This is a genomic window from Accumulibacter sp. (assembly GCF_032229525.1).
Lineage (GTDB): Bacteria > Pseudomonadota > Gammaproteobacteria > Burkholderiales > Rhodocyclaceae > Accumulibacter.
Genome location: NZ_JAVTWB010000102.1, coordinates 25,600 through 49,831, shown reverse-complemented (window position 1 = coordinate 49,831; position 24,232 = coordinate 25,600). Strand labels below are relative to the sequence as shown.

20 protein-coding genes are annotated in these 24,232 nt (G+C 63.7%); 9 read left to right on the top strand and 11 right to left on the bottom strand.

Annotation, left to right across the window (positions count from 1 at the left end; translation table 11 throughout):
• Positions 1–12: 12 nt before the first annotated feature.
• Together RUW20_RS06320 and RUW20_RS06315 are read right to left on the bottom strand one after the other, a co-directional pair.
• Positions 13–3,675: an EAL domain-containing protein gene (locus RUW20_RS06320; protein WP_313951355.1), complete on the bottom strand. Its 3,663-nt coding sequence runs from the start codon at positions 3,673–3,675 to the stop codon at positions 13–15.
• A gap of 80 nt (positions 3,676–3,755) precedes the next feature.
• Positions 3,756–4,838 carry an ABC transporter substrate-binding protein gene (locus RUW20_RS06315; RefSeq protein ID WP_313951354.1) on the bottom strand — a complete coding sequence of 361 codons (1,083 nt, stop codon included), beginning with the start codon at positions 4,836–4,838 and terminating at the stop codon, positions 3,756–3,758.
• 448 nt (positions 4,839–5,286) lie between these two features.
• On the opposite strand from RUW20_RS06315, the gene ppk2 reads away from it, so the two are divergent.
• Positions 5,287–6,537, top strand: coding sequence for a polyphosphate kinase 2 (gene ppk2 / locus RUW20_RS06310; protein ID WP_313951353.1), 1,251 nt, complete (start codon positions 5,287–5,289; stop codon positions 6,535–6,537).
• Between the two features lie 152 nt (positions 6,538–6,689).
• Here the strand turns inward: ppk2 and maiA are convergent, their stop codons facing one another.
• Genes maiA through RUW20_RS06295 form a run of 3 tightly spaced genes read right to left on the bottom strand, consistent with a single transcriptional unit; the run spans position 6,690 to position 10,453 of the window.
• Positions 6,690–7,337, bottom strand: coding sequence for a maleylacetoacetate isomerase (gene maiA / locus RUW20_RS06305; RefSeq protein WP_313951352.1), 648 nt, complete (start codon positions 7,335–7,337; stop codon positions 6,690–6,692).
• Positions 7,338–7,386: 49 nt separating this feature from the next.
• On the bottom strand, positions 7,387–8,409 hold the full coding sequence (locus tag RUW20_RS06300) for a fumarylacetoacetate hydrolase family protein (RefSeq protein ID WP_313951351.1): 1,023 nt from the start codon (positions 8,407–8,409) through the stop codon (positions 7,387–7,389).
• Between the two features lie 52 nt (positions 8,410–8,461).
• Positions 8,462–10,453 carry a site-specific recombinase gene (locus RUW20_RS06295; protein WP_313951350.1) on the bottom strand — a complete coding sequence of 664 codons (1,992 nt, stop codon included), beginning with the start codon at positions 10,451–10,453 and terminating at the stop codon, positions 8,462–8,464.
• 170 nt (positions 10,454–10,623) lie between these two features.
• Here RUW20_RS06295 and yaaA point away from each other — a divergent pair, with 170 nt between their 5' ends.
• Positions 10,624–11,391, top strand: coding sequence for a peroxide stress protein YaaA (gene yaaA / locus RUW20_RS06290; protein WP_313951349.1), 768 nt, complete (start codon positions 10,624–10,626; stop codon positions 11,389–11,391).
• Between the two features lie 62 nt (positions 11,392–11,453).
• Here yaaA and RUW20_RS06285 read toward each other — a convergent pair whose 3' ends face one another.
• Positions 11,454–11,885, bottom strand: coding sequence for a putative toxin-antitoxin system toxin component, PIN family (locus RUW20_RS06285; protein ID WP_313951348.1), 432 nt, complete (start codon positions 11,883–11,885; stop codon positions 11,454–11,456).
• A gap of 4 nt (positions 11,886–11,889) precedes the next feature.
• A complete protein-coding gene (locus RUW20_RS06280; protein WP_313951347.1) occupies positions 11,890–13,023 on the bottom strand; it encodes an NAD(P)/FAD-dependent oxidoreductase in 1,134 nt (377 codons plus the stop codon).
• A gap of 233 nt (positions 13,024–13,256) precedes the next feature.
• On the opposite strand from RUW20_RS06280, the gene RUW20_RS06275 reads away from it, so the two are divergent.
• Both RUW20_RS06275 and arfB read left to right on the top strand, forming a co-directional pair.
• Positions 13,257–13,832, top strand: coding sequence for a DUF1415 domain-containing protein (locus RUW20_RS06275; protein WP_313951346.1), 576 nt, complete (start codon positions 13,257–13,259; stop codon positions 13,830–13,832).
• 7 nt (positions 13,833–13,839) lie between these two features.
• Positions 13,840–14,265 carry an alternative ribosome rescue aminoacyl-tRNA hydrolase ArfB gene (arfB, locus tag RUW20_RS06270; protein WP_313951345.1) on the top strand — a complete coding sequence of 142 codons (426 nt, stop codon included), beginning with the start codon at positions 13,840–13,842 and terminating at the stop codon, positions 14,263–14,265.
• Between the two features lie 166 nt (positions 14,266–14,431).
• On the opposite strand, the gene RUW20_RS06265 is transcribed toward arfB, so the two are convergent.
• On the bottom strand, positions 14,432–15,955 hold the full coding sequence (locus RUW20_RS06265) for a sensor histidine kinase (protein WP_313951344.1): 1,524 nt from the start codon (positions 15,953–15,955) through the stop codon (positions 14,432–14,434).
• A complete protein-coding gene (locus RUW20_RS06260; RefSeq protein ID WP_313951343.1) occupies positions 15,942–16,625 on the bottom strand; it encodes a response regulator transcription factor in 684 nt (227 codons plus the stop codon). The genes RUW20_RS06265 and RUW20_RS06260 overlap by 14 nt, the downstream gene beginning before the upstream one ends.
• A 350-nt stretch (positions 16,626–16,975) precedes the next feature.
• On the opposite strand from RUW20_RS06260, the gene RUW20_RS06255 reads away from it, so the two are divergent.
• The 5 genes from RUW20_RS06255 (at position 16,976) to RUW20_RS06235 (ending at position 20,895) form a co-directional block, all read left to right on the top strand.
• The gene (locus RUW20_RS06255) at positions 16,976–17,293 is read left to right on the top strand and encodes a DUF485 domain-containing protein (RefSeq protein ID WP_313951342.1); all 318 of its coding nucleotides are present in this window, start codon (positions 16,976–16,978) and stop codon (positions 17,291–17,293) included.
• 41 nt (positions 17,294–17,334) lie between these two features.
• Positions 17,335–18,978, top strand: a complete 1,644-nt coding sequence (locus RUW20_RS06250) for a cation acetate symporter (RefSeq protein WP_409559319.1) — start codon at positions 17,335–17,337, stop codon at positions 18,976–18,978.
• Positions 18,979–19,372: 394 nt separating this feature from the next.
• Positions 19,373–19,912 (top strand): DUF924 family protein, encoded by a 540-nt coding sequence (locus tag RUW20_RS06245; RefSeq protein WP_313951340.1) that lies wholly within the window; start codon positions 19,373–19,375, stop codon positions 19,910–19,912.
• Between the two features lie 66 nt (positions 19,913–19,978).
• Positions 19,979–20,392, top strand: coding sequence for a secondary thiamine-phosphate synthase enzyme YjbQ (locus RUW20_RS06240; RefSeq protein ID WP_313951339.1), 414 nt, complete (start codon positions 19,979–19,981; stop codon positions 20,390–20,392).
• Positions 20,393–20,397: 5 nt separating this feature from the next.
• On the top strand, positions 20,398–20,895 hold the full coding sequence (locus RUW20_RS06235) for an LEA type 2 family protein (protein ID WP_313951338.1): 498 nt from the start codon (positions 20,398–20,400) through the stop codon (positions 20,893–20,895).
• A gap of 59 nt (positions 20,896–20,954) precedes the next feature.
• Here the strand turns inward: RUW20_RS06235 and RUW20_RS06230 are convergent, their stop codons facing one another.
• Entirely contained in the window at positions 20,955–21,152 is a 198-nt protein-coding gene (locus tag RUW20_RS06230) for a hypothetical protein (RefSeq protein ID WP_313951337.1), read from the bottom strand.
• 250 nt (positions 21,153–21,402) lie between these two features.
• Complete coding sequence (locus RUW20_RS06225; protein ID WP_313951336.1) at positions 21,403–24,228, bottom strand: Hsp70 family protein; 2,826 nt, start codon at positions 24,226–24,228, stop codon at positions 21,403–21,405.
• Between the last annotated feature and the right edge of the window lie 4 nt (positions 24,229–24,232).

Sequence of the window (24,232 nt, the reverse complement as noted above, 5' to 3'; positions counted from 1 at the left end):
CGCCGATGCAAGCTATCGGGCGGCCGGGGGTACGGTGAAGTGGAAACTCTCGAAGTCGCCCGCCGGCCGCGGCCGGCTGAAGAGATAGCCCTGAACCTCGAAGCAGCCCTGTGCTTCGAGAAACCGCAGTTGTTCGACGGTTTCAACGCCCTCGGCAATGACGTCGATCTGCAGGCTCTTGGCCATCGCCACGATGGCGCGGACGATTGCCGCGTCGTTGGCGTCGGTCGACAAGTCGCGGACAAAAGAGCGGTCGATTTTCAGTCGCGCGACCGGGAAGCATTTGAGATAGGCAAGGCTGGAGTGGCCGGTGCCGAAGTCGTCGATTGCCATCCGGATGCCGAGCTCGGCCAGCGTCTGCAGCCAGGCCGTGGCGGTGGTCGGGTCGTCTACCAGCAAGCTCTCGGTCAATTCGAGTTCGAGACTCGACGGCGGCAAACCAAATTCGGCGAGAGTAGCGCTGATTTGCTGGCACAGATCGGCTTGCCGCAACTGCCGCGCAGAAAGGTTCACGCTGATGCGCAGGCCGTTGTGCCCCGCGTCGTGCCAGCACTTCGCCTGACGGCAGGCCTCGCGCAACACCCATGCGCCGATCGGGATGATCAGTCCGGTTTCTTCGGCAACCGCAATGAAACGATCCGGTGGCACCAGGCCGTGCCGCGGATGGTTCCAGCGAATCAGCGCCTCCATGCCCGAGACCGCGCCGCTGCGGCAGTCGACCAGGGGCTGATAGAAAAGGACGAACTCCTGGCGTTCGATAGCGCTACGCAGGTCACTCTCGATCGATACCCGCTCCTGCACGGCCTGATTCATGTCCTGGGTAAAGAACTTGAAGTTGTTGCGGCCGCGTTCCTTGGCGTGATACATCGCGGTGTCGGCATTGCGCAGCAGTGTCGGTACGTCTTCGCCGTCGTCAGGATAGATGCTGATACCGATGCTCGGCGTCACGTGCAGTGGCCGCTCGTCGATCACCTGCGGCGCCGCAATGACATCGAGGATCCTTTGCGCGACGTGCGCCGCCCGCTCGATGTCGGCGAGCCCCGGGATGACAATGATGAATTCGTCGCCGCCCAGCCGCGCTACCGTTTCCGTTTCGCGCAGCAGGTCCTTGAGGCGCTCGGCGACGCGCGTCAGCAGCTGGTCGCCAGTGTTGTGACCAAGCGTGTCGTTGATCAGCTTGAAGCGGTCGAGGTCGAGGAAAAGCACCGCTGTACGCGTCCCGTCACGCCGCGACTTGGCAATCGCCTGGCGAATGCGATCCTCGAGCAAAGTGCGGTTCGGCAGCCTTGTCAGCGCGTCGTGGTGGGCGAGGAAGTGAATGTGCTCCTCGGATCGTTTGCGCTCGCTGATGTCTTCGAAGCTGCCCGTATAGTGGGTCACGGCGCCGTCGCTGTTGGTGACCGAGGTAATTGTCAGCCACGCCGGAAACACCTCGCCATTCTTGCGACGATTCCAGACCTCGCCTTGCCACAGCCCGTGCGCAGCGACTCGGCTCCACATCTCGTGACCAGAGCTGTCGTTGCGGTGCCCGGCCGAGAACAGTCTGGGCGTTTGGCCGACGATCTCGTGCAGGCTATAGCCGGTGATCACGGTCAGCGCCGGGTTGATCGAGACAATGCGTTCATCCGCATCGGTGATGCAGATCGCCGAGGTGCTCGCCGCGAACACGTTCGCCGCCAGACGTTGCGCCTGCTCGGCGCGACGCTGATTGACGATGCGCCAGATGTCCTGGCTGATCAGGCGAACGGTCTCGATCTCGTGCTCGCTGTAGGGCTCCGCCTTGTTACCGACGCCGAGCATCATGCGCCCGAGGCCACCCTCGATTACCGGTACGCTGACCAGTCTGGTGAGCCCGGCAACGGCAGCGGGGAGGGGGCTGGCGAAGGGTGTCGGTAGTTCATCGAAGACCGCCGGCGAGCGTTGCCGTCGCGCGGCGGCCCAGAGACCAGCCAGGTTGCTCGCACAGAGCTGCTCGGCGACTGCTTGGAACTGGCCTCGGCGGGTGCCACGCGACCAGCTGACCGAGTCGATTGTCTGCTGATCGGCGTCGATGAAATAGAGGAAGGAGATCGGGCTGCCGGTCAGGCCTTCGGCCACGGCCAGTCCGTGCTGGATGAATGCGTCTTCGTCCATCTGCTCGGCCGCCTTGGGCAGCTCGAGCATGGCCAGTGCCCGGTCGGCCTGATGTTCGAGCAGGGCAGCGGATCGCCGTCGGGCCTCCTCGACGCGTTGGCGTTCGGTGATGTCGGTGAGTATGCAATGGGTACGTGTTGTGCCGTGCCCGGTCTGATGGATACGACCATTGAGCAGCACTTTGACGGTCTGACCGTCCTGGTGCCGGAAGTTGAACAACAGCTCGTCAATCCGCCCGTGGTTGACCAGGTTCGGCAAGTTCTCGGCCAGCACGCGCGCGGAGTTTTCGTCGATGAACTCACTGATCGGGTGGCCGATCACGTCGTCACGCCGGTAGCCGAGCAGGGTCAGCCAGGCCTCATTGACCTCGACGAAGCTCCCATCGCTCAGGTCGACCGACTGATAGGCAAGCGGTGCGTCGCTGAACAAGGCTCGATAGTGTTCCTCGGAGGCGGCCAGGGCGGCTTCGCGCTCAAGGATGGCATTGGCCATGCGGCGCATGCTCACCGCCAGATTCGCCAGCTCTTCAGCACGCGATGACGGCAGCGGCGCGGTGTAATCACCGTCGGCGATCGCCTGGACGTGGCGGCCGAAGTCGGCGACCCGACGTACCAGCTGCTGGCCATACAGGTAGGCGCTGAGTACAGCCAGCGCGAGGGCCGCGGCCAGGCCCCCGGCGATTGCCAGCAGGGTGGAGCGCATGGTGGCGAAGGCGACATCGGTCGGTTGTGCGACCAGGGTCAACCAGCCGGAACCACCAATCGGCGTCACTGTCCCGATGTGCTCCCGGCCATCGAGCGAAAAAAGGCCGGTGTCGAAGTGACCGGCAAGGCCGGCTTTTACCAGCGGCAGGTAAGCCAGGCTTTCCTGACGGACGGCGTGGCTGGCCACCGGATGCGCGACCACCTGACCGAGGTGGTCAATGATGATCGGCAGCACGGCGACCGACTGGCCGAGCTCGCCAATATGTTCCGAAAGCTGTTCGAGATCGAGTTCACCAACCAGCATCCGGTGCGCCACGCTGTCGCGTGCGGGTTGAACGCCGAGTGGCACGGTGATGGCGACGACGATCTTGCCGCGTTGCGACAGGTAGGTGTCAGACCAGACCGTGCTGTCGGTGGATTCTGCGGCGCGGTAAAAGCTGCGCGTCGAAAAGTCCAGTCCCAGCAGGTCGCCGCGCCCGTTCCGGCGCTCTAGCGGCAGGCCGACATCCAATACGCGGGCGTCGGTGTCGAGGATGTAGAGTGCCGCCAGAGGTGCATGCGCGTTGGCTTGGCTATCGATGATGGTGCGAGTGCGATCCGGGGTGGCGGGCTCCGCCTCGAGTTCGGCCGCCACGCGTTCCAGTTCGGCTGCCGATTGCTGCATAAAATCGGCCACTTGCTGCGACAGTGCCACGCCAAGGGCTTTGTTGCTGCTTTCTACCTGATCGTTCAGACGCGGTACCAGCACCCCGAGCAGGATGGCGACGAATACCGCGAGGGCCACGGCGACCATGGCAGACAGGCCCAGCGCAAGCCAGAAGCGAAGTGAGTGGGCCATGCAGCGAATGTTATTCCGAAACGGCGTCAGGTGGGGTGAAGGGCGGATTATCCTGCCACGGTGAACCTGGCCGAGCGGGGTTAGCGCAGGGGCTCGAATTTGCCATCGTGGATCATCGAAAGAAAGGTCTCGCCTTGGGTATCGCCGCTGGCGTCAAAGCGGATCGGCCCCTGCGCACCGGAAAATTCGGCGCGTCCGAGCAGCGCCTGCTTGAGCGTCTGGCCGCTCTCGTTGCCGGCGACTGCGTCGAGCGCAACGTTGGTGGCGTCGAAAGCGGTCAGCCCGGCAAAACCCGGCTCGTGCGCGAAGCGCTCGCGGTAGGCGCGGAGAAAGGCCAGGTACGCAGGCGCCTGACTGTCGCGGTCGAGGTGTTGGGCGACGACCAGGCCCTCCACCGCCCGGCCGCCAAGTTCCAGCAGACGTTCGGTGGCTGCCCATTCGGCCGCGCCGAGGCGAATTGTTTTATCGCGCATGCGGATCTGCTGGACGAGCAGAGCGGTGTCCACCGAATTGGCAATGATCACCACGCCGTCAGGCTTGCTGGCGAGCACGCGGATCGCCACAGCCGTCAGGGACTCGCCGGCATCGAAACCGACGGCACTGACCACTTGCCCGCCCATGCGCTCGAAGGCGTTACGGAAATCTGTCGCCCAGCTGTCAGTGTAGGGCTTGTTGCGGAGATCGCAGACGAGCACCACCCGCCGCAGACCGTTGTCCCGGAAATGGTGCTCGGCGGATTTGAAGACATGCGCTGCTGTGGCGGCGACGACGCGGAAGAACTGGTCATCCAGACCGGTCAGCAGGTTGGTCGTGGCGGTCGGGGAGATCAATGGTATGCCGGCCGCGTTGACCTGCGGTAACACCGCCACGGCCATCGCACTGGTCATCGGCCCGATGATCACGTCGACCTTGCGAGCCAGCAGGCGAGCGACGGCCTGTGTGGCCACCTCCGCGTCCTGCTGGTCATCCTCGGCGATCAGTTCGATTGGCCGGCCGTTGATGCCGCCCTGCCGGTTGCGCATCTCGACCGCCAGGGTGGCGCCGTTGCGGCCGCCGATACCGAGGTCGGCGACCCGCCCGGACAGACCACCCAGGAAACCGATTCGTACCGGCTCGGAAGGCGTGCAGGCGACCATGCCGGTGACCATGCTGGCCAGTAGCATGACCAACTGCAACCAAACAACCGGCACCCGTATCACGGGCGTGTTTCTTGACGGGAGCATGCAGACCTCCGGGGCGCGCCCGGTTTACGTCCGGCGATCATGGCAGAAATTAACCATGATTGTACGAAAGTATGGGCGGCAACGTGCCATGACCACACTTTTGAAGGTTTTCACCCTTTCGATGACGCGGTAAGGCGCTTGCCGACGCAGGTGCGGGCACATTTCAGGAGCGCAGATTGACCGGCGTTGACCGGCGCGGCCAACGATCACCAGTCGAACTTTGTGACGGTGGGCAGTGGAAAACGCCGAAAAGCCTCGAAAACATCCGCCGAAAGAAGCTCAAGCCATTGAAGGATCAGACATATCGGCGCTATGATGGCAGGCGCCGTCGATGCTTCACTTGACGCCGATTTTTTGCAGCAAATCACACCCACAGGGAGAGAGATAGATGGACAAGAGAACTCCGCCGCCCAACCCGAACACCGACAGCAGCACGGCGGGAGCACCGACACTAGCCGCAAGTGCCGTGGTCAAGGCCGCAGCACGGGCCCCCAGAGCGCGGGCCGCTTCGGCATCGGCGCGGCCTCGCAAGGTGTCGGACGGTGATGTCGCGCCGGCCCGCACGCCTGCCGGCATGGAGGCCTGCGATATCGCCGAAGCGACCAGTTCTGCGCTCGAGCACAAAAAGGTCGCCCTGGACGACATCATCGCGCACGCCAAGGTCGGGGATATGGCGTCGCTGGCTCAGACTCTTGAGACCATCATGACCGGCTCGTCCCCAGATGACGCAGCCGCCCTGCGCAAGGCTTTGATGGAAAACAAGCGGGCGCCGGAAGCAAAGGCGCCGAGCAGTCCGGACGACGAACTGGCGTCCAGTTGGCGCGAAACGAGTTCCTACCCCTACCGCAACCTGATGTCGCGCAAGGCTTACGAGAAGCAGAAATACCGGCTGCAGGTCGAACTGCTCAAATTGCAGAACTGGATCAAGGAGAAAGGACAACGCGTCGTCGTCATTTTCGAGGGCCGGGATGCGGCGGGCAAGGGCGGCGCCATCAAACGTTTTACCGAGCACCTCAATCCGCGTGGCGGGCGCGTCGTCGCACTCGAAAAGCCGAACGAGCAGGAGCGTGGTCAGTGGTACTTCCAGCGCTACGTGCGGCACCTGCCGACTGCCGGCGAAGTCGTTTTCTGCGACCGCTCGTGGTACAACCGTGCCGGTGTCGAGCGGGTAATGGGCTTTTGCACCGAGGAGGACTACACCGAGTTCATGCGCCAGACGCCGGAGGTCGAACGCACGCTGGTGCGCAGCGGCATCCACCTGATCAAGTTCTGGTTCTCGGTCAGCCGCAAGGAGCAGCGTCGCCGCTTCAAGGAGCGTCAGGTTCACCCGCTCAAACAGTGGAAGCTGTCGCCGATCGACCTCGCCTCGCTCGACAAATGGGATGACTACACCAAGGCCAAGGAGGCGATGTTCTTCCATACCGACACCGCCGAAACGCCATGGACGGTCATCAAGTCGGACTGCAAGAAGCGCGCACGTCTCAATGCCATGCGCTACGTCCTGCACAAGCTGAACTACACCGGCAAGGACATCGATGCCATTGGCCCGATCGATCCACTGTTGGTCGGTCGGCCGCACGTGGTGTACGAACCTAGCGGAACGGCTCACCCGGCAGGGGAGCACACGCCGATCCTCTAGCCTGTCGACTGCCGAGTCGCAGCAAGGCAAGGGGCGCTTTTTGCGCCCTTTTTTTTCGCTGCGCAGTCTTTGCAATACCATAAAAACAAATAGATAGAAGTGTATGTTGAAGTTATATGTGAGAACTCCCCGGCGCGAGAGCATTACCATTGCTATTCGGCATCCGGCTGCCGGGCCGGGTGGGCAGCTGCAAATTCCGGCAATTCCTCACAGCGCCGAGCGATCCGCCGGATGTTGGGGTAGGGGTTCAGGGCGACGTTGAAACGTCCGGCGTTGAAGACCTGCGGAACCAGGCAGCAATCGGCGAGTCCTGGTGTGTCGCCATGGCAGAACTCGCCGGTCTGGCTGTCGTGTGCCAGATGCGCCTCGATAGTCATGAAACCTTCCTCAACCCAGTGCCGGTACCAGCGGTTCCTTGCTTCCTCGCCAAGCGCCAGCCGGTCACCCAGATATTTCAGAATACGGAGATTGTTGAGCGGGTGGATGTCGCAGGCGACGATCAGCGCGAGCGCGCGCACGCGCGCCCGGCCAGCCGCGTCAGCCGGTAGCAACGGCTGCCGCGGATACTTCTCCTCGAGGTATTCGAGGATGGCCAAGGACTGGCTGATGGTCAGCTCGCCATCTTGCAGGCAGGGAACCAGGGCGCCTGGATTGATCGCGCGGTAGTCTTCCTGCAGGTGTTCGCCGCCGTTGCGGGTGAGGTGAACCGGGACGCTTTCGTACGCCAGCCCCTTGAGCTGCAATCCGATGCGCACCCGATAAGCGGCAGAGCTACGATAGTAGGTGTAGAGCTTGAGCATGGTCGTCCCCGTGTGTTGAGGTCTGGGAGCAATCGGCAGACGCCATCCTTCAAAGCGCGGCGCGATGGGGTGTGACGGTCTGCTCGATCGCGCCGAAGATGCTTTGGCCGTCGCCGTTCAGCATTTCTATGCGGACGCTGTCGCCAAACTTGAGAAAGCCGGTTTGTGGCGCACCCTTTTCGATGGTTTCGTACATCCTCAGCTCGGCCAGACAGCAATAGCCGACCCCGCCGTGGGCGATGCTCGAGCCGTGCAGGTTCCCTTGCCGGTTGGAGACCGTGCCCGAACCGATGATCGAGCCGGCTTCGAGTTCGCGCGTCCGGGCCGCGTGTGCCAGCAACTGGCTGAAATCGAAAGTCATGTCCTCGCCGGCATTCGGTCTGCCGAAAGGCTGGCCATTGATCTCGACGCATAGCGGCAGATGGAGCTTGCAGCCCCTCCAGGCGTCCGCCAGTTCGTCGGGCGTCACGGCGACTGGCGAAAAAGCGCTGGCCGGCTTGGACTGAAAGAAGCCGAAGCCTTTGGCCAGCTCGCCGGGGATCAGTTGGCGCAGCGACACATCGTTGACCAGCATCAGCAAGCGGATGGCCCCTGCGCATTCGTCTGCAGTCGCGCCCATCGCCAGGTCGCCGGTGATGACCGCCACTTCGGCCTCGAGATCGATTCCCCAGTCTTCGGATAGCGCATGGATCGGATCGCGAGGCCCGATAAAGGAGTCCGAGCCGCCCTGGTAGATCAGCGGGTCGGTCCAGAACGACGGTGGCAGCTCGGCGCCGCGCGCCTTGCGCACCAGTTCGACATGGTTGAGGTACGCCGAGCCATCGGCCCACTGGTAGGCGCGTGGTAGCGGCGAGTGGCACTGTTCCTCGACGAAGGGCATCGCGTGGCGAGCGGCACCGTTGTTCAGGGCCGCGTACACCTCGCCAAGTTGCGGCACACAGTGCTGCCAATCGTCGAGCGCCGCCTGCAAGGTGCGGGCGACTGCCGGCACGGGCTGGCAGCGGCTCAGGTCGCGGCTGACGACGATCAGCTGGCCATCGCGGCCACCGGTTTTCAGAGTGGCGAGTTTCATCGTTCGAGTCCTTGGCTGCTACTTCGCGGTGATGCTTTCCGTGGGCCGGCTGTTAGTCAGGGGCCTTCCGGGGTGGTAAGAAGAAATCCATCGGCTGGCGTAGCAAGTGATCCATCAGTGATCGGGCCAGCGTCTTCCACTGCGGGTCCGAGATCTGCCGGGAGCGTAGCGCGACTTCGAGGGCTAGCGCAAAACTGACTGCCAGATTGATGAAACCGATGGCGGCGACACCGAGTGCGGCCCAGAACAACAGCCACAGGTCCGGCGAAGAACCCAGCCCGACCACTGCGATGCCGACGAAAGCCGACGAAAAGGCGACGTGGCGGATATCGATCGGCAGCCCCAGAAGCAGCCCGAAAAGCGTCACGCCGCCAAGCAGAACGCCAAACAGGAAGTTACCGGCGAGTGCGCCGAGATTGTCGCCGAGGTAGGTCGCAAAACGGCGCCGGCGTGATTCCCCGAACAGGCGCTTCGGCCAGTCGAGTTGCAGGATGCGCTCCGGGATGCGGTTGTAGGCCGCGTAGTTGTCGTAATAGCCGCTGATCAGGCCGGAGATGAACAGACAGACGCCGGCAATGGCGGCATAGAACAGAGCCCCACCATGCACCGGACTCTGTGCCTCAAGCAAATAGAGCGCTTCCTCGGGGCTGGCGAAAGGCCTGCCACTGAGCGTTGAAATAGTGAGTGCAATCAGCGCCGCGAGTGGAATGGCGATGCAGATGTTGCCGAGAATGGCCACCATCTGGCTGCGACAGGTGCGCGCGATCAGGTCGCTCATCACCTCTATATTGCGCAGCTTGCCGCCGCTTTCTTCGATACTGGCAGCGATTGTATTGGCGGTCATTGCCGGCTGTTTGGTGGACACCGTGCCGTGCAGGAGGTGGATCAGGCAGAAGCCGAGCCCGTAGTTGAGGCAGAAGAGAATGGCGCCGGTCAGCGGCGGCATATGGGTTTCGACCAGCACCAGCTTGAGGCAGGCCATGAAGGCGATGACGCAGCCGCCAATCATCGCTGAACGGGCCATCGACCAGTACTCGCGGGGGGTATCCGTGATGTAATGGTCGCCACGATGGCTGGCATTGTCGGTCACCCGCAGGGCGATCAGCTCGGTGTTCTGGCGCACGTGCCGGCGCAGATTGTCGCGCAGGCATTCGTCGCAGATCAGCTGGATTGCCAGCCTGACGATTGGTGGGTAGGCGGCAACGCTGGTCCGATCGCTCTGCAGGGCGGCCAGAATGTCCAGCAGCTGCTCGCCACGGCGCAACAACTGCCGCAGGCGCTGCAGATGATAGGTCAGGCGGATACTTGTTCCGTCGTTGGCTGCCTTCTTGCGGACTCGCCCGATCACTTCCTGGCATTGACTGAACAGGACGCGCAACTGCCGGTCGTCGGTTTCGCCGCTGACCGGTTTGCCCCAGTGTTCCGGGGTGGCGGCGATATAGGCGGTCATTTCGAGACTTTGCGCGACAAAGGGCGATTCATAGGTTTCGAGCGCGGGCTCCAGGCGTAGCAGTTCGGGCTCCATACCGCAGGCGGCGATCCAGTACGACAGCACGCGCAAGGAGCGCAAGATCTCGGCCACCGCTGCTGGCATCGTTGCGCTGGGCGGAACCTCGTCGAAATGCATGGCGCTGATCAGTTCCAGCCAGGCCTCCTCGCCGACGCCGCTCACCCAGTGCCGGTCACCGGGTTGGTGGTACATCCGGCGCAGGACCGTGCGCAACAATCCGCGGTCGAGCACTTCGGGCAGGATCTTGTGGCCGATGCGGTGCAGGGCCTCGGCGACGAATCCGCTATTCGGCAGGATGCCGGTCACCGTGTACAACTCGATGTGGCGGTGCGTCTGCGCCAGTCGAGTGAGGGCGTCGCGCAAGTTGGTGCGCAGATCGGAGCGGCGGCGCAGAATCTCGCTGAGCGCCGCCATTTGCCGGCGGGCCGAGTCGACATCGTGCGCATCGGCGGGCCGAATTACGTCGATCAGTTGCGTGAGCAATCGCGTCGGATGGGCGTCCGGGCTGGCAAGCTCACTGAGCAGTTGTTCCATTGCGTTGGCTTCGTTTCTGGCAGGCGGGGTCGAACGGCGCGCGCGAAGCTGGTTGAAGCGGCGGCAAGAGTCGTACCGGGCCCGCGTCGTTGCGTCATCGCGTCGTCGTTTATAATCGCGGCATACTAGCAAACATTCGTGCCGGGAATCCTCCTGGTTGGAGCATGCCGATGATGATCATTCTCTCACCCGCCAAGACTTTCGCTTCCCAGGCGCCACAGGGGCCTGGCGAGCATTCGCAAGCCCTTTTTGTCGAGCAGGCGCAGACGCTGATCGAACGGCTGCGCGAGCTGTCTCCATCCGAACTGGCAAGCCTGATGAAGATCAGCGACAAGCTCGCGGTGCTCAACGTAACCCGCTACGCCGAGTGGGCGCAGCCTTTCACGCCGGAAAATGCCAGGCAGGCGGTATTGGCCTTCGATGGTGACGTCTACGCCGGGCTCGACGCCACGACGCTGTCGGCGGAGGACCTGCAATTCGCACAGCAGCACCTGCGCATCCTTTCGGGTTTGTACGGCGTGCTGCGTCCGCTCGATCTGATGCAGGCTTATCGGCTGGAAATGGGTACTCGGCTGGCCAACCCCAGCGGCAAGGATCTCTACGCTTTCTGGGGAGAACGGATCACGGAAGCACTCAACTCGGCAGTGAGTGAAGCGGCTGCGCCGGTGCTGCTCAATCTGGCTTCGGAGGAGTACTTCAAGGCGGTCAAACCGAAGAAATTGGCGGTACCGGTCATTCAGCCGGTTTTCCAGGACTGGGGCAGCGGAAAATTTCGTGTCGTGAGCTTTTTCGCCAAGCGCGCGCGCGGACTGATGGCGCGCTTCGCGATCATCAATCGCCTGACCGAACCCGCTGGCCTGAAGGACTTCGCGATCGCCGGCTATGGCTACGCAGAGGACGCCTCGAGTGACAGCGTCTGGGTCTTTCGGCGCCGATAGGACCAGCCCGCCACGTACCGGCCAGGCCAGCGGCATGAGTTTCCGCGCCGTGCGGACCTTGCTTACTGGCTCTTGACCAGGGCGCACGCCGCGGCCGCACTAACAATTGCGCAAGGCGGCGGTGGACGGCGATGGCCGGCCAATCTGAGCAATTGGCGGTCGCGGGTGATCAGCAGCTCGGCGCGACAGCGCACCCCGAGTATGAGGAATTTCTGGTCGTCGACGTCACGGCAACGCGGCAGCGGGTAGTCCTCGTCCCCCTCGGCCTCGCACAGGGTAACCAGGCGACGGTAGCTGGCGATCAGCGCCTGCTGCGCCGAGACGTCGAGAGCGAACTGCGGGTAGGCGACGACACGTTCGAGTTCGCCGAGGCACTGCTGGTCCGAAAAACACTGCAGCGCACCGTCGTCGATGGCGTAGCGCAGCGCCAACGTCTGCGGGTCGGAAAAATGGAGCAGATCGATGACGACGTTGGTATCGAGGACCGCGCGCATGCCGTCAGGCGACTTGCAACTCGGCGACCGTCTGCTCGGCGATGGCCAGGCAGGCGGTCAACCCCGGCGATTCGATACCGAACAGATTGACCAGGCCGGGAACGCCATGCCTGGCTGGCCCCTGGATCAGGAAGTCGCCGGCAGGATCGTGGCGGCCGGCGATCTTCGGCCGCACGCCGGCGTAAGCCGGCGCCAGGGCGTCGTCCGCCAGGGCTGGCCAGTAGCGGCGAATCTCGGCATAGAAGGCGTCGCCGCGCGCGCGGTCGACGCGGTAGTCGAGTTCGCCGATCGGCTGACCCGGGAGCGGATCCGGCAACCACTCGACATCCGGGCCGAAGCGCGCCTGCCCGCCGAGGTCCAGTGTCAGGTGAACGCCCAGGCCACCGCTTTCCGGCAACGGATAGAGCAGGCGTGAAAACGGCGCGCGGCCAGTCAGCGCGTAGTAGCTGCCCTTGGCATGAAAGTTGGCCGGGATCAGGGGGGCCGGAAAACCCGCCAGCGAGGCGGCGACCTGCGGCGCCCACAGCCCGGCGGCGTTGATCATCATCCTCGCCCTGAAGCGCAGGCCATCCGCCCCACTGGTTTCCAGCACCATGCCGCGACTGTCGATCGAGCCTGTGCTCAGCGGACTGTGCAGCGCCAGCGCGGCGCCATCGTGCTCGGCATCGCCGAGCAGCGCGAGCATCAGGCCGTGGCTGTCGATGATGCCGGTGGAGGGCGAGAGCAGGGCGGCGGTACACGCCAGCTCGGGCTCTAGGGCATGGGCTTCAGCCGCGCTCAGGAGCTGCAGATCGTCCACGCCGTTTGCCTCCCCCTGTTGCTGCAGGACGGCGAGCCGGCTTTCCTGGGCCGCTGAGGTGGCAACGACCAGCTTGCCGCAGCGCCGGTGAGCGATAGCGTGCGTCGAGCAGAATTCGTAGAGTTGCCGCTTGCCGGCGACGCACAGGCGTGCCTTGAGCGAGCCGGTCGGATAGTAGAGCCCGGCATGGATCACCTCGCTGTTGCGAGCGCTGGTCTCGCTGCCGAAAGCGCCGTTGCGCTCGAGAATCACCGTCTCGATGCCGCGCCTGGCCAGTGCACGGGCGCAAGCCAGGCCAACCACGCCGGCGCCGATCACCACCGCTTCGATGCTCTCCATGGCTCGCTCTCCAGCTGCTGATCAGGCATTGTAACGGCTGTTCTTTGCCTGTCCGGCCGGGAGTCGCTACACTTCCGGGGTCTGCCGCACGACACCGTCGTCGCTTGGCTTGGGCCGCAGCCGGTAACCCGGCACCTTGAAGCAGAGGCCACTCTCGAGTTGAGCAGCACCAGTTCGGCCTGCAATAGTGCGGGAATGAACGCCAGAAGACAATCAGCGACAGCCTTGCCAAGATGAACCCATCGATACTCAGCCAACAGGAAGTGATCGCCGCGACGCAGCGCTGGCTCGAGCGCGCCGTCATCGGCCTCAACCTTTGCCCCTTCGCCAAGAGCGTTCATGTCAAGGGCCAGGTGCGCTACGTGGTCAGCGACGCGCGCGATGACGAAAGCCTACTCGCCGATCTCGAACGCGAACTGCAGGCACTGCAGACCGTCGACCCGGCAGAGGTCGATACCACCTTGTTGATCCACCCCTGGGTGTTGAACGCTTTCGAGGACTTTGCCGGTTTCCTCGACCTGGTGACTGTCGTCCTGCGCACCCATCGCCTCGAGGGCATCCTGCAGGTCGCCAGTTTCCACCCGGATTACGTCTTTGCCGATAGCGACCCGAACGACATCACCAATTACACCAACCGGGCGCCTTTCCCCACCCTGCACCTGCTGCGCGAGGCCAGTCTCGACCGGGCGGTGGCGGCGTTTCCCGATGCTGCCGCGATCTACGAGCGCAACATGCAGACCCTCAGGGAGCTGGGCGGCGAAGCTTGGCAGGCGCTCGATGTCGGCGCGCCGCAGCGCGACGGCAGCTAGGCCCGGCATGTCGGCGCTGAACCCGCGAATAGAGTTGCGCGAGGAAGAGGTGGAATTCATCGCCATTCGCGCGCAGGGCGCTGGTGGCCAGAACGTCAACAAAGTATCCAACGCCATTCACTTGCGCTTCGCCATTGGCCCCTCGTCACTGCCCGACGAGATCAAGGAGCGGCTGCTGCAGCTGCGCGATCAGCGGATCAGCGCCGATGGCGTGGTGGTCATCAAGGCGCAGGCGCATCGCAGCCTCGAGCGCAATCGCATCGACGCGCTCACCCGCCTGCGCGAACTGATCGCCCGGGCGGCGTTTACGCCGACCACGCGGCGCCCGACCCGACCGACACGCGGCTCGCAGACGCGCCGTGTCGACGGCAAGGTGCGGCGCGGCGCCGTGAAACTGCTGCGCGGGCGGGTCAAAGCGCAGTTCGAGTCATGAATCGCGAGCGACTGCGGAAACGGTGATCACCAGGCAGCCCGCAGCGTGCCCACCGGGATAGCCGTCGCTGAGCGATAGCACGCCAGGCTGAGCCATTGCCTGGTGTCGGGCTGGCGGCAGGTGGCCGACCGGTTGCAGGCGCAAGCAGTGCGCTCGCCCACCTGCCTCATGGTCGAAACGGCGCTGGCGCGGGCATTGCCGGCAAGCGAACCGCTACGCAGGTGCCCTTGCCGTTCGGGCCGCTGCCAATGGCGATGGCCCCGCCGTGACCGGTAACAATCTCCCGAGCGATTGGCAAGCCCAGGCCACTACCGGTAGCCGTTGCATCAGGCAGGCGGTGAAAACGCTCGAATACCCGCTCTCGCTCGTGCTCCGGAATACCGGGACCATTATCACTGACGTCGATTTCGACTACGTCACCGACACGCTCGCAGCGCAGGGTGACCTGTCCTCCGGCGGGCGTGTATTTGAGCGCGTTGTCGACCAGATTGGCGATCAGTTCCCTGATCAGAGTTGGATCGCCAGTAATCGTCGACAGATCACGTTGCAGGCCAAAGCCGATGCTTTTCTCGTCCGCGATGCGCAACCACTCGTCAAGCATTTCATCAAGCAGTTTCGCCAGATCGACCACCGATGCATTGGCCATCAGATGCTGACCGGCTTCGGCGCGGGCAAGTGCCAGTAGCTGGTTGGCCAGTCGAGTGAGGCGTTTTACGGACTTGCGCAGATTGTTCGATACCGTCTGATCAGTCTGCTCGCTGCGCAGCAATTCGATCTGGACCTGAAGACCCGCGAGAGGCGTGCGCAATTGATGCGCGGCATCTTGCAGGAATTGCCTTTGCGCGGTATTGGCTTCCCGCAAACGTGTCAGAAGGGCATTAAGCGCGCGCACCAGTTCGCGGATTTCAAGTGGCACGCGGCTCAGATCTACCGGGGCAAGGTCCTGCCCGGAGCGTTCGGCAAGCTGCGCTTCGAGGTGACGTAGCGATGCCAGACCGTAAGTGATTCCATAGCGTACTACTGCCGCGGCGGCAGCGAGCAGCAGCAGGACGGCCAGCCCAAAACCGAGCAACAGATCGCGAATTGCGCCACGGCGCTTGCCCAGTGTTTCCGCGACAGTGACGTAAATGCCGTGGTCGTCAACCGTTGGGTGGAAGCGCACCCCACGGATGGCTTGATCGCGGAAGTGGCCGTCAAAGAAGGAAATCTCGGGGCCCTTGGGGCGTCTGACGCCCACCGGCTCTTCTGGCAGCGCAGCCTCGGACACGTTGACGGGCGAAACGCTGCCCGGGAGTTCTGGCGGCGGCAGGTCGGCGTCGCCGGCGATGATTCGGCCCTCCTCGTCGCGAACCCGAAAGTAGATGCGGTCCACCGTGTCGGTGCGCAGCAGTGCTTCCGCTTCTGCCGTCAGGCCGATGGTGATTTTGCCATTGTCGACCCGGGCACGGTTGGCAATGCCGTTCGCGAGGTTCAACAAGCTTTGGTCGTAGGCGGTGCTGACGACCTTTTCTGCCGCACCGTAGCCGAAGATGCTTGCCGTAAATAGCGCCGCCAGAATCGGGACTACCAGCGCACGCAGCAGACTACGCCGGAGGCTGGTGCCAGCCTCCGGCTCACGGGCCGCATTGCCAACCCCTGCTTCTGCGGCGCTGGCGCCAGCCTTGGCGTTGCCGGGACTAGCTGTTCGCATCGCGCCGCGCCTTGTCGGCGACGTCGGTGCTTATTTCCAGACGGTAGCCAAAGCCGCGCACCATGCGTATTCTCAGGCCCGCTGGTTCCAGTCGCCGGCGCAGGCGGTAGACGTAGACTTCGAGGGCGTTGACGCTGCCGTCGGCTTGCAGGCGTTCCTTCGGTACGGTGTGCCCGTCGGCCTCGGCAAGGGCGCTGAGCAGATCCCATTCCCGGCTGGAAAGTATCAAGGGTTGGTCTGCCAGCGAGGCATGGCGAGCACTGGTGTCCATCGATAACGGGCCGAAGTCGATCCGGCGCGCAATGGCATTGCTGCCGCGGCGGCTGTTCGCCCGCATGCGCGCGGTCAGTTCGGCAAGTTCGAACGGTTTCGACAGGTAATCATCCGCCCCCAGGTCCAGGCCGTAGATTCGATCATCGAGTGCGTCGCGGGCAGTAATCATGATTACCGGCAGCGATTGGCGCCGTTCTCTGATACGTCGAACTATTTCATAGCCGCTGAGTCCCGGCAGGCCGACATCGACCAGAACGAAATCAAATTTCCTTTCCTGCAACAAGCGGTCGGCTGCCATGCCATTGGACTCAACGACGACGCTATCGCCTTGCCCGGCCAGGAAGGTGGCAATGCCGTCAGACAGTTCCGGATCATCTTCTATCAGTAGTACCAGCATGTCACACCTCAATCGCAAACTGAAACCAGGGGAGCGGATCGTGCCACGAGACAGCGGCTATCGCCACTGCATTTGGCTACACCACGGATTGTACGCGGCGGCTGCCTTAAGCAACATCAGGTGCCGACTTGACCCGCTGGCGTTCCACAGGAGTCGGTTTGGCGAAATCTGAATGAACAAGCATGCCACCGGTAAGAGACCTTTCAGAAGTCTGCAAGAGACATTTAAGTGTCTGTTTTTAAAAACAAAGCAGGCCGTTTTGTAAGCGCGGCGTAAGCTCTTCGCCCTACCGTTGCCTCCGCAGTCATCCCGAATGACTCGACCAACTGTTCCATTGCGAGGAGGCAACGATGAGACAAGAAGAACTGGTTGCGCGTATCACCGCCAACCCCAAGTACGAAAAGCTGGTGCGCATGCGCTCCAGCTACAGCATCTCGATGACCATCCTGGTGATGGTCATCTACTACGGTTACATCCTGCTGATCGCCTTTGACAAGGAGTTCCTGGCGCAGAAAATGGGCGCCGGCATGGTCACCTCTATCGGTATCCCGATGGGCGTTGGCGTGATCATTCTGACGATCCTCATCACCAATATCTACGTCCGTCGAGCCAATACCGAATTCGACTCGCTGAACAATGAAATCATCAATGAGGCGAGCCAGAAATGACAAAGACACTTTTACGCAACGGCCTCTGTCTTTTGGCAGGGATGCTGGCCGCGGGGCTGGTCATGGCCGCCGGTGCCGATCTCGGTACCACCATCAAACAGGAAACCAACTGGACCGCCATCGCCATGTTTGGCGGTTTTGTCATCATGACGCTGTTCATCACCAAGTGGGCAGCCAGCAAAACCAAGACCGCGTCTGACTTCTACACTGCCGGTGGCGGCATCACCGGCTTCCAGAACGGCCTGGCGATTGCCGGCGACTATATGTCCGCCGCGTCCTTCCTTGGTATTTCCGGCCTGGTCTTCGCCAACGGCTTTGACGGCCTGATCTTTTCGATCGGCTGGCTGGTCGGCTGGCCGGTACTTACCTTCCTGATGGCCGAGCGCTTGCGGAACCTCGGCAAGTTCACCTTTGCCGATGTGGCTTCCTACCGTTTTGCGCAGACCCCGACCCGCGTCTTTGCCGCTTGCGGCACGCTGGTCGTGGTGGCGTTCTACATGATCGCCCAGATGGTCGGTGCCGGCCAGTTGATCAAGGTGTTGTTCGGCCTCGAGTACACCTACGCGGTGATGATCGTCGGCGTGCTGATGATGTGTTACGTGTTGTTCGGCGGCATGACGGCCACCACCTGGGTCCAGATCATCAAGGCGATCATGCTTCTCTGTGGTGCAAGCTTCATGGCCCTAGCCGTGTTGTGGCAGTTCAACTTCAACCCCGAGGCGCTGTTTGCCAAAGCCGTCGAGATCCATAGCAAGCACGACGCCATCATGGGACCGGGCGCGCTGATCAAGGATCCGATCTCGGCCATTTCGGTCGGCATGACCCTGATGTTTGGCACCGCGGGGCTGCCGCACATCCTGATGCGCTTCTTCACCGTGCCCAGTGCCAAGGAAGCCCGCAAGTCTGTCGGTTGGGCGACGACCTGGATCGGTTACTTCTACATCCTGACCTTCATCATCGGCTTTGGCGCTGTCGTCATGCTGACGCAATCGCCCGAGCTGTACTACGTCGATGGCGATCTGGCCAAGGGTCTGAAGGGTGGCGGCAACATGGCGGCCATCCATCTGTCGAACGCGGTCGGTGGTAATGTCTTCCTCGGCTTCATCTCGGCAGTGGCATTCGCCACCATCCTGGCGGTGGTGTCCGGTCTGACGCTGTCCGGGGCCTCGGCCGTGTCGCACGACCTGTACGCGACGGTTTTCAAGAAAGGGCAAACTGACTCGGCACACGAATTGCGGGTTTCCAAGATCACCACGATTTGCCTGGGCGTCGTCGCGGTTGTTCTGGGTATCGCCTTCGAAAAGCAGAACGTTGCTTACATGGTCATGCTCGCTTTTGCCATCGCCTGCTCGGCCAACTTTCCGGTCCTTTTCATGTCCGTGCTGTGGAAGGATTGCACGACCAAGGGTGCCGTTACTGGAGGGGTCGTTGGTTTGATCAGCTCGGTTGCGCTGACCATCGTCTCGGCTCCGGTGTGGGAAGCGGTGATGGGCCATCCGAAAGGCTCGGCAATGTTCCCGTATTCTTCCCCGGGTTTGTTCTCGATGTCCGCGGCTTTCCTGGCGATCTACCTGGTTTCGCGGATGGACAACAGCGAGCAGGCTCAACGCGAACGTGCCCTCTATCCGGCACAGAAGGTTCGCTCCGAAACCGGCATGGGTGCAGCGGGGGCATCCGGTCACTGAGCAAGGGTATCGACCGGCTGGACGGCAAAAAGGCCCGGGTCTCCCCGGGCTTTTTTTTCGCTTTGGTACGGGTTGCGCCGGGCTTTTTCCGAGCCCGGCGCCTTCTCGCGAATGGATAGGCACCCCCCGGCGGCGCTGCTTTCAGTCGGCTGTTTTCCCGGTTCTTTGCCTGCTTCGCCGTGAGTCGCTAAACTGCCTGCGGTGGCTGGCCCCGGAATGTTGGCTTGTTGGCTGGCGACGGGTGATCAGCGGCTCGCTACCGCGCGCTTGACGGCAGTTCGAGGCGTTGATGCGCCGCAACGCCAGGGCCGGCGGTTTGGCGAACAAGGTGCACCATGATGGTGAAGGGGCTTGCCATGTTGATTGTTGGCCAGTGTGTTGCGGCGGTGCCTCGATGACCCCCGAAGCGGTTCTCGCCTTCTGGTTCGAAGAGGCGACACCGGCGCAGTGGTGGGCGAAATCGGCCGCCTTCGATCGCCTGGTCGAAACGCGCTTTGCTGCCGTGCACGCGGCGGCGCGGCGTGGTGAGTTGTACGCCTGGCGCAGCAGCGCCGACGGTCGGCTGGCCGAGATCATCGTTCTCGACCAGTTTTCGCGCAATATTTTTCGCGATCGTCCCGAAGCCTTCGCCACCGACGCAACGGCCCTGGTGCTCGCCCAGGAAGCTGTCGCCGCCGGTGCCGACAGCGCCCTCGATCCGCCGCGCCGCGCTTTTCTCTACCTGCCCTACATGCATAGCGAGTCGCCCGCCATACAGGCGCTGGCGGTCAGCTTGTTCGCCGCGCCGGGGATGGAAAGAAACCTCGATTTCGCGCGGCGGCATCAGGCAATCATCGACCGTTTCGGTCGCTATCCGCACCGCAACGCGATTCTCGGCCGCCAGTCGACGGCGGAAGAACTCGCCTTCCTCAAAACGCCGGGGTCAGCATTCTAGGCGCAGACCGGGCAAGCACGCGGACGCGCGCGTGACCAACACGGATAGTGGAACCAGGAGAAGGACATGGCTTACCAGCAGAGTTTTGAGGTCACCAGCCGTGGCCGCGGCACCAGCGAGATCACCGCCGAGGTGGCGCGGATGGTCCGTGCGTCGGGAATCACCACCGGTCTGGCCAACGTCTTCGTCCAGCACACCAGTTGCTCGGTGGTGCTGACCGAGAACGCCGACCCGTCGGTGCGCCGGGATCTGGAAACGCTCGCCGCCCGCTGGGCACCAGACGGCGATGCCGCCTACCAGCACGACAACGAGGGCGACGACGACATGGCCGCGCATGGGCGAAACATCCTGGCCGGCGCCTCGCTGAGCATTCCCGTCGGCGACGGCGGATTGCGACTCGGCACCTGGCAAGGAATCTACCTGTGGGAGCATCGGACGATTTCGCACCGGCGCCGGGTGGTCGTCACGGTGATTGGCTGAACGGCATGAGAAAAGGCCTGTTCATCGTCTTGTTCGCCTTGCTTAGCGCTTGCGCGAGCCTCAACGGACTGACACAGAAGCCGGAAGTCGCTATCGTCGGTATCGATCTGCTCCAGCTCGGCTTTCTGGAACAGCGCTTTGCTCTGCAGCTGCGGATTCGCAATCCGAACGATGTGGACCTGCCGATCGATGGCCTGAGTTTCGAGATCGAGGTCAACGGACAGTCATTCGTCTCCGGGCTGTCGGACAAGCGGGTAAGCGTTCCGCGTTTTGGCGAAGCGCTGCTCGAGGTGATCGCCAGCAGTACGCTGGCGGGCGCGCTGAAACAGTTCCACGAGTTGCGCAAGGGCGGTCGTGACCGGGTCGAATACCGCATCGTCGGCCGTCTCAACGTCTCCGGCATCGGTTCCGTACCCTTTGAGCGGCGCGGGGAGCTGCAGATGCCCGGATCGAGCGCTCCAGCGGGGAAGCCCGCCAGAGGGGAGCGAGCGGACTTGAGTTGAGCGTGCGCCGCGTGGGCCGGCGCATCGCTGGCTATCGCTTGCCTACTTGAGCGGGATGATCAGCTTGTCCCACCCGGAACCCTCGCCGTCGGTGGTGCCGTTTTGGCCACGCCCGAGTGCTGCCAGGCGCGCTTCCATTTCAGCGATAGCTTCGTCTGAAAAGTGTAGTCGGCGACGGTCAGCGCCGCAGCGGCGTTCAGGCTGTCCGGGCGGTCGCCCGACCTGCCGCTGGCGTCGATCTGCTCCTCTTTGCGCACGCATTGCTCACTCCTTGAAAATCGCCTGGTCGACACCGTGGTGGAGGACGACCGGCTGGCCGCTCCGACTTGGCCACCGTGCGCAACCGCGGTGGTCGCGCCTGGCGAGCAGTCCACCGCCCCATTCCACAACGCGTGCCCGTGCATTATGGGAAAATCGCCCCGGACTAGCAACAGGGCCATTCAACGCCAACCCTTCCCATCCTGTCGGACGATTGCCAATCGGCTCGTCAGCAGTCGCGGTGCCCTGTCAAACCTGATCTGCGGCGACCGCCTGCGTTGGCCTGTTTTCCGGCACCAGCCGCAGTCCAGCCGGCAAGGACTCGCCGAAGGCGCGGCGTTCGTCGGCCTTGTCGAGTTCGACCACCGTCCTGACCTGATCGATCCAGCTCCCGCTGGCATTGATCGCCGTCAGGCGCGCCAGAACCTCGTCGCGGCTGCCGTCCGGCAGGTCGCGCGACCGGTCGCCGGTCAGGCGCGCAATTTGGGTGGCCGCAAAAGCGGCCGGCTCGACCTTCTTCCAATCCACGGCGAGCAGACCGGCGAGCCAGCGACAAGCGTCGCTGGTCGGAATCACCTGGTGGGCGCTGCCGTAGAGTGGTTGCCGCGCGCCAATACGGCCGAGCGCCCACCAGCCGAGCGGCTTCTCGGACGCCCTGACGAGCCTGTCCAGCAGCCAGTCGCCGACTTCGATCTTGCGCTCGACCGGCAATCTTTCGAGCGAGGCGACCAGGCGCAGCATGTCGTCGTGACTGCCGCTGATTGGCGCCGGCTGGCGGTTGCGCGCCTTGACGATTTCGCTCTGCAAGGAGGGCAGGATCTCGGCCAGCAGCAGTTCCTGTGTCTCCGGTGGCAGGCCACCGGCCGCGCGGCGCCACAGCGTCCACCACTCGGACCAGTTCTGACTCTCGTTGACGTACTGGATTCCCTGCGGCAGCAGGGCGCTCAGTTGCTCGATCCGCCAGTCGTCGAGTGCATCGCCAAGGCCCGGCCGCAGGCAGTAGCCGGCGAGGTTGAGCCATAGCCGCTCGTGTTCCGGCGAGCGACGCCGGCGCCTCGCTCTTTGTAGCAGGGCATCGAAGATGGCGCGTAGCAGCGGCATCTCCCAGTCGTCGCGCTTGCCCAGCAGATGCTCGAGCTGGCCACGCAGGCGCCGCACCTCCTTGTTGTCGACGGCCTGCGATCGGCCCCCGAAAATGTGCTCGACCGCTTTCACGGCGTCGGCGAAGCGTGATGGCAGTAACGCCGACGAGGCCGTGGTCGCCTCGCCGTCGCCACGCAGCTGGAATTCGAGCAGCCAGCGACGGGCGGCGTTGTCGATGCTGACGCAGTGCAGCTCCAGGCTACCGACCTCGGTGATGCCGGTGATCAGCTCTACCCGCACCTCGCGCTGGTTGTTGCCGGCCTGTGGCTGTACGACGGTGGCGATTGGCGGCAGGCGCACGAAGTCCTCGTCGTCGAGCGCGCTGATCTCGCCAGGCAGATAATCGGTGTCGGCGACCGACGAAGCAAGGTAGAAGCGCACCGGCTGGCCAAGCCGCAGGCTGAAGGTGCGCTCGGGCAGGCGGATTTCGTACCCTTCTTCGCTGCCACGCGGCAGGATGCAGATGCCGCGTCGCTGCTGCTCGCCTTCATCGAGAACCAGGAAGTAGCTGCGGGCCGATCCGCCGCCGATCCGCCGCCCATGCCCCTGGCGGACCAGCGCGTAGGCGACCGCGCCGCGGGCGACGGCGATGTCCGGATGGTCGTTATGCAGCAAGCGTAGCGGCGCGCCGCGCCAATCGCCGAGGGTGGCCTGCAGGCGTTCGGCGAGCATCTCGGCACGAAACACGCCGCCGTTGAGCAGCAGCGTATCGGGTACCGGCAGGCGCGCTTCGCCGGAAGGCTTGTCGAGCTGGTCATTCTCGCCAGCTAGCGCCCGGCGCGCCGTTTGCTCGTGCCGCTTGAGAAAGGCCGCGACATGGCGGGTAATGGCCGGGTCGGCGGGATACGGCAGTCCGAACTCGACCAGCCCGGCACGCCGCTGCAGCAGCGGCTGATCCGACGCCACGCGCGGCAGAAAGCCGTCGATGATCAGTTTCACGACTTCGTCGCGCTGCAGTTCGACGGTGCGGGCGCCACCGATCAGCCTGGCGCCGCCACCGAGCAGCGTCAGCAATGCCGATTCAGGCGCGCCAGCGGCCAGTAGTTGCTCCTTGGCGGCGCGACAGCGCGCCGTCAGTTGCGAGAAACGCGCCGCCGACAGCTTCTTGCCGCCGCTCGCCGGCAGACGCGATTCGACCAGATGGGCCAGCGCCAGGTCCATGTTGTCGCCACCGAGCATCAGGTGGTCACCGACACCGATGCGCGTCAGTTGCGGCTCGCCGTCCTTGATCGTCACCTGGATCAGCGTCAGGTCAGTGGTGCCGCCGCCGATGTCGCAGACCATCAGTAGCCGCGTTTCGGCGAGCTCCTCGGCGAGGCTCTCCTGATGGCGGAACAGCCAGTCGTAGAACGCCGCTTGCGGTTCCTCGAGCAGGCGTAGCTTCGGCAACCCGGCCTGTCGCGCCGCCTCCAGGGTCAGCGCCCGTGCGCCTTCGTCGAAGGAGGCGGGGACGGTGAGGATGACCTGTTGCTGTTCGAGCGGCGCCTGCGGAAAACGATGCCGCCAGGCGGCGCGAACGTGCGCCAGATAGCTGGCGCTGGCGGCGACCGGCGAAACCTTGAGCACATCTTCGTCGGCACCCCACGGCAGGATGTCCGCCATGCGGTCCACCGAAGCGTGCGACAGCCAGCTCTTGGCGCTGGCCACCAGACGGCCGGGAACCTGCGCACCGAGTTCGAGCGCGAAGCGGCCGGTAAGCGGCGGCTCGACGCCATCCTCGGCAGTCCACGGCAGTTGCCGGTCGCCCGGGCTGATCTCGCCGGGCGCCGGATGGAAACGAACCGAAGGCAGCAGCGGTCTGGCGGCCACTTCGCCGGCACCGACCAGCTGCTCGATCTCGAACAACTCGACCTGCCGGCTCCCGGGCGCGGTGTAGGCGACGACGGTATTGCTGGTACCGAGATCGATGCCGACGATGTACTGCTGCTTCACGGCG

Coding starts and splice junctions, on each gene's coding strand:
- RUW20_RS06320 (WP_313951355.1), bottom strand. CDS start 3,675: ATGGCCCACTCACTTCGCTTCTGGCTTGCGCTGGGCCTGTCTGCCATG.
- RUW20_RS06315 (WP_313951354.1), bottom strand. CDS start 4,838: ATGCTACTGGCCAGCATGGTCACCGGCATGGTCGCCTGCACGCCTTCC.
- ppk2 (WP_313951353.1), top strand. CDS start 5,287: ATGGACAAGAGAACTCCGCCGCCCAACCCGAACACCGACAGCAGCACG.
- maiA (WP_313951352.1), bottom strand. CDS start 7,337: ATGCTCAAGCTCTACACCTACTATCGTAGCTCTGCCGCTTATCGGGTG.
- RUW20_RS06300 (WP_313951351.1), bottom strand. CDS start 8,409: ATGAAACTCGCCACTCTGAAAACCGGTGGCCGCGATGGCCAGCTGATC.
- RUW20_RS06295 (WP_313951350.1), bottom strand. CDS start 10,453: ATGGAACAACTGCTCAGTGAGCTTGCCAGCCCGGACGCCCATCCGACG.
- yaaA (WP_313951349.1), top strand. CDS start 10,624: ATGATGATCATTCTCTCACCCGCCAAGACTTTCGCTTCCCAGGCGCCA.
- RUW20_RS06285 (WP_313951348.1), bottom strand. CDS start 11,885: ATGCGCGCGGTCCTCGATACCAACGTCGTCATCGATCTGCTCCATTTT.
- RUW20_RS06280 (WP_313951347.1), bottom strand. CDS start 13,023: ATGGAGAGCATCGAAGCGGTGGTGATCGGCGCCGGCGTGGTTGGCCTG.
- RUW20_RS06275 (WP_313951346.1), top strand. CDS start 13,257: ATGAACCCATCGATACTCAGCCAACAGGAAGTGATCGCCGCGACGCAG.
- arfB (WP_313951345.1), top strand. CDS start 13,840: ATGTCGGCGCTGAACCCGCGAATAGAGTTGCGCGAGGAAGAGGTGGAA.
- RUW20_RS06265 (WP_313951344.1), bottom strand. CDS start 15,955: ATGCGAACAGCTAGTCCCGGCAACGCCAAGGCTGGCGCCAGCGCCGCA.
- RUW20_RS06260 (WP_313951343.1), bottom strand. CDS start 16,625: ATGCTGGTACTACTGATAGAAGATGATCCGGAACTGTCTGACGGCATT.
- RUW20_RS06255 (WP_313951342.1), top strand. CDS start 16,976: ATGAGACAAGAAGAACTGGTTGCGCGTATCACCGCCAACCCCAAGTAC.
- RUW20_RS06250 (WP_409559319.1), top strand. CDS start 17,335: ATGCTGGCCGCGGGGCTGGTCATGGCCGCCGGTGCCGATCTCGGTACC.
- RUW20_RS06245 (WP_313951340.1), top strand. CDS start 19,373: ATGACCCCCGAAGCGGTTCTCGCCTTCTGGTTCGAAGAGGCGACACCG.
- RUW20_RS06240 (WP_313951339.1), top strand. CDS start 19,979: ATGGCTTACCAGCAGAGTTTTGAGGTCACCAGCCGTGGCCGCGGCACC.
- RUW20_RS06235 (WP_313951338.1), top strand. CDS start 20,398: ATGAGAAAAGGCCTGTTCATCGTCTTGTTCGCCTTGCTTAGCGCTTGC.